The organism is Streptomyces sp. Act143 (assembly GCF_003143935.1).
Taxonomy (GTDB): Bacteria; Actinomycetota; Actinomycetes; order Streptomycetales; family Streptomycetaceae; genus Streptomyces.
Genome location: NZ_QFRX01000001.1, coordinates 3,961,215 through 3,969,935, shown reverse-complemented (window position 1 = coordinate 3,969,935; position 8,721 = coordinate 3,961,215). Strand labels below are relative to the sequence as shown.

9 protein-coding genes and 1 pseudogene are annotated in these 8,721 nt (G+C 71.7%); 6 read left to right on the top strand and 4 right to left on the bottom strand.

Annotation, left to right across the window (positions count from 1 at the left end; genetic code table 11):
* Nucleotides 1-633, bottom strand: a pseudogene (locus DI272_RS17640) (alpha/beta hydrolase); the annotation flags it as partial.
* A gap of 246 nt (nucleotides 634-879) precedes the next feature.
* On the opposite strand from DI272_RS17640, the gene DI272_RS17635 reads away from it, so the two are divergent.
* Nucleotides 880-1,242 (top strand): DUF2255 family protein, encoded by a 363-nt coding sequence (locus tag DI272_RS17635; RefSeq protein WP_109496290.1) that lies wholly within the window; start codon nucleotides 880-882, stop codon nucleotides 1,240-1,242.
* Nucleotides 1,243-1,249: 7 nt separating this feature from the next.
* The gene (locus DI272_RS17630; RefSeq protein ID WP_109496289.1) at nucleotides 1,250-2,200 is read left to right on the top strand and encodes a helix-turn-helix domain-containing protein; all 951 of its coding nucleotides are present in this window, start codon (nucleotides 1,250-1,252) and stop codon (nucleotides 2,198-2,200) included.
* A gap of 3 nt (nucleotides 2,201-2,203) precedes the next feature.
* On the opposite strand, the gene DI272_RS17625 is transcribed toward DI272_RS17630, so the two are convergent.
* Entirely contained in the window at nucleotides 2,204-2,794 is a 591-nt protein-coding gene (locus DI272_RS17625; protein WP_109496288.1) for a flavoprotein, read from the bottom strand.
* Nucleotides 2,795-3,152: 358 nt separating this feature from the next.
* Between DI272_RS17625 and DI272_RS17620 the strand changes: the two genes are divergently transcribed.
* From DI272_RS17620 to DI272_RS17605, 4 genes are all read left to right on the top strand, one after another.
* Nucleotides 3,153-3,632 (top strand): RICIN domain-containing protein, encoded by a 480-nt coding sequence (locus tag DI272_RS17620; protein ID WP_109496287.1) that lies wholly within the window; start codon nucleotides 3,153-3,155, stop codon nucleotides 3,630-3,632.
* Between the two features lie 101 nt (nucleotides 3,633-3,733).
* Nucleotides 3,734-4,597, top strand: coding sequence for a hypothetical protein (locus tag DI272_RS17615; protein ID WP_181387222.1), 864 nt, complete (start codon nucleotides 3,734-3,736; stop codon nucleotides 4,595-4,597).
* 258 nt (nucleotides 4,598-4,855) lie between these two features.
* Nucleotides 4,856-5,770, top strand: a complete 915-nt coding sequence (locus DI272_RS17610) for a helix-turn-helix domain-containing protein (protein ID WP_109496286.1) — start codon at nucleotides 4,856-4,858, stop codon at nucleotides 5,768-5,770.
* A 201-nt stretch (nucleotides 5,771-5,971) separates the two neighbouring features.
* The gene (locus DI272_RS17605; protein WP_258314590.1) at nucleotides 5,972-7,234 is read left to right on the top strand and encodes a family 43 glycosylhydrolase; all 1,263 of its coding nucleotides are present in this window, start codon (nucleotides 5,972-5,974) and stop codon (nucleotides 7,232-7,234) included.
* An 88-nt stretch (nucleotides 7,235-7,322) separates the two neighbouring features.
* On the opposite strand, the gene DI272_RS17600 is transcribed toward DI272_RS17605, so the two are convergent.
* Both DI272_RS17600 and DI272_RS17595 read right to left on the bottom strand, forming a co-directional pair.
* Nucleotides 7,323-7,976 carry a TetR/AcrR family transcriptional regulator gene (locus DI272_RS17600; RefSeq protein ID WP_109496284.1) on the bottom strand — a complete coding sequence of 218 codons (654 nt, stop codon included), beginning with the start codon at nucleotides 7,974-7,976 and terminating at the stop codon, nucleotides 7,323-7,325.
* Nucleotides 7,973-8,695 carry an alpha/beta hydrolase gene (locus tag DI272_RS17595; RefSeq protein WP_181387221.1) on the bottom strand — a complete coding sequence of 241 codons (723 nt, stop codon included), beginning with the start codon at nucleotides 8,693-8,695 and terminating at the stop codon, nucleotides 7,973-7,975. Before DI272_RS17595 ends, DI272_RS17600 begins: the two co-directional genes overlap by 4 nt.
* Between the last annotated feature and the right edge of the window lie 26 nt (nucleotides 8,696-8,721).

The window sequence follows — 8,721 nt, the reverse complement described above, 5'->3', positions numbered from 1 at the left end:
GTAGCCGCGCGCGCCGCAGTAGTACTCCCAGCCCTCGACGCCGTGTTCGCCGCCCAGGGCGCCCGCTTCCTCGGCGGTGTCGGGGAACATCGTCAGCACGCCGGGGTCCTCGCCACGGGCGGCGCGGGTGCGGGCGGTCGCGGCGGCGTCCAGGAGGGCCTGGAAGACGGCCGGGTCCTGGGAGCCATCGGCACCGAAGCGGAACTGGCGGGCCGGTTCGGCGGTGCTCACGGCCGCCACGGCCTTGACGCGGTGGTCGCCGCCGGTGGCGGCCAGCGAGTAGCCGCCGGAGGCGCAGATGCCCAGCAACCCGATCCGCTCGGCGTCGACCTCCTCGCGGGTGGTCAGGTAGGACACGGCGGCCTTGAAGTCCTCGATGCGCTGGGCGGGGTCCTCCAGACCGCGCGGCAGCCCGCCGGACTCGCCCTGGTGGGCGGCGTCGAAGGCGAGGGTGACGAAGCCGCGCTCCGCCAGCAGCTGCGCGTAGGTGCCGGAGGTCTGCTCCTTCACCCCGGTGCCCGGGTGGCCGACCACCAGCGCCGGACGCGGGCCGGGGGCCTCGGTGTCGGGCAGGTAGAGGTGGGCGGCGATCTCGATACCGGCACTGTCGAAACGGACACGGGTCCTGGCCATGGAAAACACTCCTGGGGAGTCGGTGACGAACGAGGTGGGAGCGCCCGGTCCTCACCGGGCACACATCCACCATCCGCCGCCCGTCCCGTCCGCGGGAGAGGCGGGTTTCTGCCTGGGAAAGAACCTGCCCCCTCACACCTGCGCCGGCCCGGCCACGGCCGCAGCACACTGAGAACCATGGAACCCACACCCGCCTCCCGCCCGGCCCCGCAGGAGTGCGCAGGCATCCCCCACCGAGGTACACCGATGACCGCCTGGACCCCCGAGGAGCAGTCCCTGTTCCGCGAGACCTACTCCCTCGTCCTGACCGCCGGAGACACCGACCACCCCGGCGTGGAGATCGGCATGGCCGTCGTCGATGGCGAGCTCTACGTGCGCGCCTACCGCGGCGACCGCTCCCGCTGGTACCGGGCGGCGCACGACCACGGCCACGGAACGATCCGACTGGGCACCGTACGCCGCGACGTGGTGCTCACGACCGACGGCCTCGTACTCCCCGCCGGCCTCGACGCCGCCTTCCGCGGCAAGTACGGCGCGGTCGCGGCCGCCCTCGTCGCGAACCCGCAGGCCCGGGCCGCGACGATCCGCATCGATCCGGCCCCGGCATGATGGCCGCATGAGCGAGCGCGCACACATGCGGTGGTCCAGCACCGAGGTCGAGGCCTCCGACGCCCTCAGCTACTGGGCCGACGTCGTCTGTGACACGTTTGTCGGAGTCGCGGTACGCCCCGGGCCCGACGCGGTCTTCGAGGGCCGCATCGAGACCTCCGTCCTGGACGGAGTCGCCCTGACCTCGCTGACCGCGGGCCCCCAGCAGGTGGCCAGGACTCGGCGGCTCATCGCACGGGACGACCAGGACGTCCTCCTCGCCAACATCCAGCTGCACGGCCGGGCCAGAATCGAACAGGACCGGCAGGTGGCGGTGCTCGCCCCCGGCAGCATGGCCTTCCTCGACAGCTCCCGCCCCTACGCGCTGGACTTCGCGGACGGCTTCTCCCAACTGGTGGTGAAGGTGCCCAAGGCGCGGCTGTCGCACCGCTCCCTGAACAGCGCGACAGCGGTGGAGTTGAGCGCCGCCGGCCCCGGCAAAGTGATCGCGGACTTCCTCATCGGGCTCGGCCGTCTGCACGGCACGGGCACGGACCCCGGGGCGGCGACGGCCCTGCTGCCGCACGCCGTCGACCTGCTGGACACGGCCCTGGCCTGGGCCGCCGGCACCGTACGCCCCCCGACGTCGACGGCGTTGACGCGGGAACGTGTCCACCGCTTCGTCCGCCGCCACCTCACCGACCCCGGCCTGGACGCCGCCGCGGTGGCCGCGGCCTGCCACGTCTCACGGCGCACGATGTACCGGGCCCTGGCCGACGACGGTGAATCGCTGACGCAGCTGATCCGCAGGCTGCGCGTCGCACACGCGCAACGCCTGATGGCAGCGGACCCCGACCAGACCCTCACGGTCCTGGCCCGCGCCTGCGGGTTCGGCGGCGAAGCTCAGCTGCACCGGGCGTTCAGGTCGGTGACGGGTATGACGCCCGGCATGTACCGGGCCCAGTGCCGGCACCGGTAGCGCTCAGACCGGCACGGGCCCGCGCCGCGGCATGAGGTCCGCGACCAACTCGATGAACCGGGGCGGGGCGGGCGGCATCGGCGCCGTCACGAACTCCCCGAGACCGACGTCGTAGCGCCGGCCCTGCTGCGGGTCGACGACCAGGTAACCGTCCTGCCGGAGTTGGTCCACGTTGCGGTGGACGGCAGGCTTGACCCACATCTCGTCGCTCATCACCGGGAAGAACACGACGGGGAAGTCCGCGGCGGTGATCGTGGCCGTCAGCATGTTCGGGACGGCGCCCGAGGCGACAGCGGAGAGCACGTTGGCCGTAGCCGGCAGAACGGCCATCATGTCGTGCTCGGCCGCCAGGGTCGCGTGGTTCTCCCGCGCCCAGTCGTCGGGTGCGGTGCCGGTGACCACCCGGTCGGCGAACAACCGGACGGTGTGCGGCGGCAGGAACGTGGCAGCGGTGTGCGTCATGAGGACGGTGACGCTGCCCGTGAAAGTGGCACGCAGCGCGTTGATGTACGCCGGGAGCGTGGCCACTGCGGCCGAGCCGGTGGCGCCGATGAGCAGACGCCCACCGAAGGCGGCGGAGTTGTTGCTGGTCATGCCCCCACCATGCGCTCGTCATACGGCCGGGGCATGACCATGTGCGCCACCTCCACTGACCATCCGTGCCGTCGGATTCCCCGCTCCGTGGCGACACCGTCGACACGGGAGAGGCCCCCGTGCGGCCCGGCAACGCTGTCGCGCCGTCTGCTTCTCGTCCCGGGACAAGCACGCTTCAGCAGGCCACGAACCCGCCTGTCCCGAGACGGCTGAAGCAGCCGGGACCAGGTTGTGGAGCGGCTGTGAGCTGCGCAAACTCCTCTCACCGACCGCGTTGTTCGCCCCTGACGGCGAGCGCACGTCGGTTCTGAAGGCCGCATCGGCCGACTCCTCGCACCCCCCTCGAAGGGACCTCCGCATGACGTCCGTACGTATCCTCCTGCCCTCCCTCGCGGCAGCCGCTGTGACCGTCCTGGGCGCGGCTCCCGTCGCTCCCGTCTCCGCCGCCTCTGCTCCCGTCTCCCATGCGGTCGGCGCGGAGACGTACCGCAACGTGCACACGGGGCTGTGCATGGACGACAGCGACGGCGGCGGTCTGCGGGGCTGGCAGTGCAACGGGCTCAACCACCAGAAGTGGGTGGTGACCCGGCACACCGACGACACCCGGCAGCTGTCGAACATGTCCACGGGCCGGTGTCTGGACGACAGCCCGGCCGGCCTGCGCACCTGGCCCTGCAACGGCCTCGACTACCAGAAGTGGACGGTCGAGAAGCTCACCCAGAGCCGCATCGCGTTCAAGAACGTCAAGACCGGGGCGTGCATCGCCGACCCCGGCGAGAACAGGCGCCTGGTCGCCCTGCCGTGCGTCACCAACTCGGCCAACCAGCAGTGGCAGTAGAGGGCCGAACCCCGGCCTCTGACACGGCCATCCCCCCTCGAACCTCTCGAACCTCTCGAACCTCTCGAGCCCCTCGAGCCCTTCGAACAAGGAGAACGAGCATGTCCCACCGACCCGGCAAGCTGCGCAGGATCCTGCCCGCCCTCGCCCTCACCTGCATGACCGCCCCAGCCCTCACCGTGGCCCTCCCCGCCCACGCCGCGACGGCGAACACCGCAGCCGCGCCCCCGGCGAGCGTCTTGCGGGCCGACGCCTCCTTCCCCACCTGGGGCACCCGGTGGGTCGTGCACGCCACGCCGGACGTCAACTCGCCTTCCGTCGGCATGATCAACCAGAACTCCGCGGGTCAGGACCGCATCACGGCCGACTACCAGGTCGACACCGGCCGCCGCGTGTGCGAGGGCAGCGCCTGCTCCACCTTCATGGCCCACATCACCGCCCCCGTCACGGGCTTCCTGACCGTCGTCGCCGTGGACATCCCCGAGGACCGGCTTCCCGGTGTTCCCGTCAAGGACGCTCCTCCCGGCGGCGGCTCCGAGACCGGCTCCCGGCAGCGCACCTTGGAGCGTGCCGCGACCTGGCTCACCGCCAACAACGGCCGTCCCGTCCCCTACAGCCAGTCCGCGTACTGGCGGGACGGCTACCGGCAGGACTGTTCCGGCTACGCCTCCATGGCGCTCGGCCTGCCGGCGCCCGGCACCAACACCGTGGGTCTGACCAACCGGAACATCACGCGTCCCCTCTCGATGGGCGAACTCCAGCCCGGTGACCTCGTCATCGACGCCATCGGCAACAGCAACACCCGACACGTCGTCATCTTCGAACGCTGGACCGACGCCGCCCACACCTCCTACCTGGCCTACGAGCAGCGCGGCGGCCCCGGCACCAGCCACCGGGCGCTGACCTACGGCCTGAACGCGGGCAGCGAGTACCGGGCCTACCGGCCCGTCCAGTACGGCGACTGACCCGTCACCACTGGTGCGCTCGGCCCGCCCCGGCCGAGCGCACCCCGGCCTGCCTCCACCTGGCCGGCCACTGACGGCCAGTGCGGCCATCCGGGTGAACCGTGCGGCCGGTGAATCGACTCTGCAACCGGCCGCCGCCCACTGTCCGTTGCGCCTTTTAAGTCGCCATAAATACAGTCCTGACCTGCTGGGGCAGCCCGTCCCGGACCATGAAGCAGCCAACGACACCTCGTTGCCGAACCTCAGGAGTCGTCCGCCATGACGGACAGCGGACCCAGCGACCGCCTCGCCGCGCAACGACAGCTCGGCGCGGCGCTGCGCGCTCTGCAGCACCGCTCGGGGCGCACGTTGCGCGAGCTGGAGAAGCAGGTTCCCGTCAGCGATTCGTCGCTGTCGCGCTACTTCCGCGGCGACGCCGTCGTGCCCTGGGCGGTGGTCGTCGAGATCTGCCGGGCCCTGAACGGCGATCCGAGCGAGTTCCGCAGCCTGTGGGAGACGGCGTCCGCACTGTCGCCGGAGCGTCCCGCGGTCCCTCCGGCGCCCGCGTCGGCGCCGGAGGACGGTTCGCCCGCCGCCGCGCCGGTCGCCTTCCGGCAACGCCTGAGGTTGCCGGCCGGGTACCCCCGATCCCGGCTCCGGGCCGTCGCCGTGGTGGTCAGTGCCGTGGCGGTCGGCGCCTGTCTGGTGGCGTACGGGGTGCGGTTCGCCGCCGAGTCCATGAACTCGGACGCGAGCAGAGCCTCGTCGGGGCAAGGAGCTCAGCGTCAGGACTCGGGCGAGCGGCGCGCTGTCTTCCACGAGGCCGAGAAGGCGCGGATCAACCAGGTGACCATCCGCGACGCCGTCGGGGCGCGCAGCGGCAAGGCCATCGCCCGTATGGACTACCGCGACAGCTTCGTCGAGTTCACCGTCGTCGCGGCCTCGGCGGGCCCCCGGGCCATGAGCGTGCGCTACAGCAACGGCTCACAGGACGACGCCGGCGGCCCGTCATGCGCCTCGCACAGCCTGTCGGTCAACGGCGTCGTCGCGAACCCCGTCCACTACTCGTACACCGGCTGGGAGAACTGGCGGAAGACCGAACCGGTGACGGTCGTCCTCCGCGAGGGCCGCAACACGATCCGCTTCTCCAGGGGCGACCTCTTCACCGAACTGGACGGCATCGAACTGGCGTAGAACCAGCAGGAACTGGCGCAGAACCAGCAGGAACTGGCGTAGAACCTCCGTCCCACACCGCCCGCGCTCCGTCGCTCACCCATGCCCGTGACCCCTCAGGAGGGCCATATGCCCGTGCGACATCTGATCCGCCGATGGAGGAGAACGCTCGCTCTTCTGGCAGCCGCCTTCTGCCTCACCCCGGCACACCCCGCGCCTGCCGTGAACCGCCCGCCCCCGCTCGTGCTCGACCATGACTTCGCCGACCCGGACATCGTCAGGGACGGCGGTGTCTTTCACGCCTACGCCACCAACAGCGGCGGCCGCCATGTCCAGCACGCCACCTCACGCGACCTGCGGCACTGGACCCTGGACGACAGTGATGTGCTGCCCACCCTCGGCGCGTGGGCCGTGCCCCGGCCCGATCTCGTGTGGGCGCCGGAGGTCTTCGACCATGGCGGCGGCTTCACGATGCAGTACACCGCCCGTGACCGGGCCGGCGACCGGCAATGCATCGGCGTGGCCCGCTCGGCCTCGCCGGACGGCCCCTTCCGGCCGGTCGGCGACGTCCCACTGATCTGCCCGGCACAGGAGGGCGGCGCCATCGACGCCTCCACCTTCACCGAGGGCGGTCGGCGCTACATCCTGTGGAAGAACGACGGCAACTGCTGTCACCTCGGCAAAGACACCTGGCTGCACCTCCAGCCCACCTCGTGGGACGGCACCCGTGTCACCGGGGAACCGATCCGGCTGATCCGCCAGGACCAGCCCTGGGAGAACCACCTGGTGGAGGCCCCCACGCTGGTCAAGCGCGCCGGGCACTACGTCCTCCTCTACTCCGCCAACGCCTACGACGGCAGCGCCTACGCGACCGGCTACGCCGTGTCCCGCAGCCTGGCCGGCCCCTACGCCAAGGCGCCCCGCCCCCTGATGACGACCAGCAGTTTCTCCGGCGCCGTACGGGGCCCCGGAGGACAGGACGTGGTCACTGGCCCTGACGGGCGCGACCGCATCGTGTTCCACGGCTGGAAGGGTGCAGGCCGCGCCCTGCACATGGCTGACCTGGGCTGGGCCGACGGCTGTCCGGTGGTACGCGGCAGCAAGGTGCTCTACCAGGCAGAGAGCGCGCACCTGCACAGCGCGGCCGTCCGCGACGCTCCCGAGGCGTCCGACGGCAGAGCGGTCGGCCACATCGACGACCCCGACAGCCGCGTGGAGTTCCGCGTGTTCGCCGCCTCCGCCGGCTCCCACAGGCTCTCCGTGCGCTTCGCGAACGGCTCACTGGACACCGCCGGCGCACCCGCCGCGGCGACGCACCGCCTGTCCGTCAACGGAACCGATGCCGGCGCCGTCCACTACCCGCACACCTCTTGGGGCACCTGGCGATCGGCCGACAGGACCGTCACGCTGAAGACCGGCTGGAACACCATCGCCCTGTCCAAAGGTTCGCTCTTCGCCGAACTCGATCACATCGAAGTCGGCTGACGGCCGGACGCCTACCGTGTCCCGGCAGATGTCTCCTCGGCGTCCTGCCGCGCGGCCCGGGCGGATTCCGCCGAGGGCAGCGGGTCACTCATGGGTCCGGGAGAACTGCGGTCCGCGGCGGGCGGCGGTAGGCGCCGTGCCACCAGATCCGGGCGAGTTCACGGGCGAGGGCGGCATCGCCGCTGCCGTCGTCGACCGCGATGTGGTGGGCGATCGCCTGGGCGCCTCCCCAGACGATGACCCGGCTCGCGGCGACGACATCGACGTCGGCGGGGGTGGTGCCGGCGGCCTGCTCCGCGCGCAGCGTGCGCCGTACGGCCTCGTCGAAGCCCTCCAGGTCGGCGGTGTAGAAGTCGCTCACCGCCGGGTCGTAGGCCGCCGCCTCACGGACCGCGGTCAGCACGCCCTGGTGGGCGCGGTGGATCGTGATCACCTCCGCGAAGAAGCGGGCGAACCGTTCGGCGCCGTCCTCCTCCGCGCCCGGGTCCCACTGCTCGGCCAACGCCAGCAGGGCTGCCCGCAGTTCGTCGGTGAGCCGCACCAGGACGTCCGTCTTGCTGTCGAAGTGCGCGTAGAAGGTGGCCCGGGACACGCCCGCCTCCTCCAGGATCCGCTGCACGCTGATCTCGGAGAAGGCCTCGCCGGAGTCGAGGAGCCGCTCCAGGGCGCGCATCACCTGCGCCCGGGTCGCGGCGGACCGTGCGGCGTGGTGGTTCGTCTGGCGTCGCGTGGCAGGCCTCATGAGGTGCCGCGGGCGATCTGTTCGAGGAGGTCGGCGAGTTTGTCCGGCATGGAGAGCAACGGGGTGTGGCCGCTCGGCAGGCGGTACGCGGCGCCGGTCCGCCGGGCGAACGGCTCCTGGTAGGACGGAGGCAGGCTCTGGTCGTCGTCGCAGAGGACGTAGCTGGAGGGGACGGTGTGCCATGCGGCCCGGCTCACCGGCTCGGCGAAGGAGAGCGCGCTCTGGGGCAGCAGGCGGGCCAGCGCGGCGTCCCTCTTGTCGTCGGGTACGTCGTTGTAGAGCGTCGTTCCCGGGTTCTCCCGGACGGGGATGACGCCCTCCACCGTGGTGAGGTCCGGCTGTTCGCCGCCGAAGCACGTCATCAGGCTCTCTCCGACGTCGAGGGCGAAGGCGGACACGTACACGAGGTGGGACACGTTGGCCGCGCCGACGGCCGCCTGGGTCACCGGGGCGCCGCCGTAGGAGTGTGCGACGACCACGAGGGGTGCCTCGACGGCGTCGATCGCCTCGCGGACCGCTCGGGCGTCGTCCATCAGCCCGGGGAGCCTGCCGTGCGCGTCCTCGGCCACGACGCTCGGCAGGTCGACGGTGTGGCTGGTCCAGCCGCGTTCCGTGAGGAGGTCCTGGAGGTCGCGCCAGCACCATGACCGGTGCCATGCCCCGTGCACGAGGAGCAAGTGGGGTGCCTGTGGGCCGTCGTTCATGTCGTTCTCTCGCATGTCGGGAGGCAGAGGGGCAGGGGCGC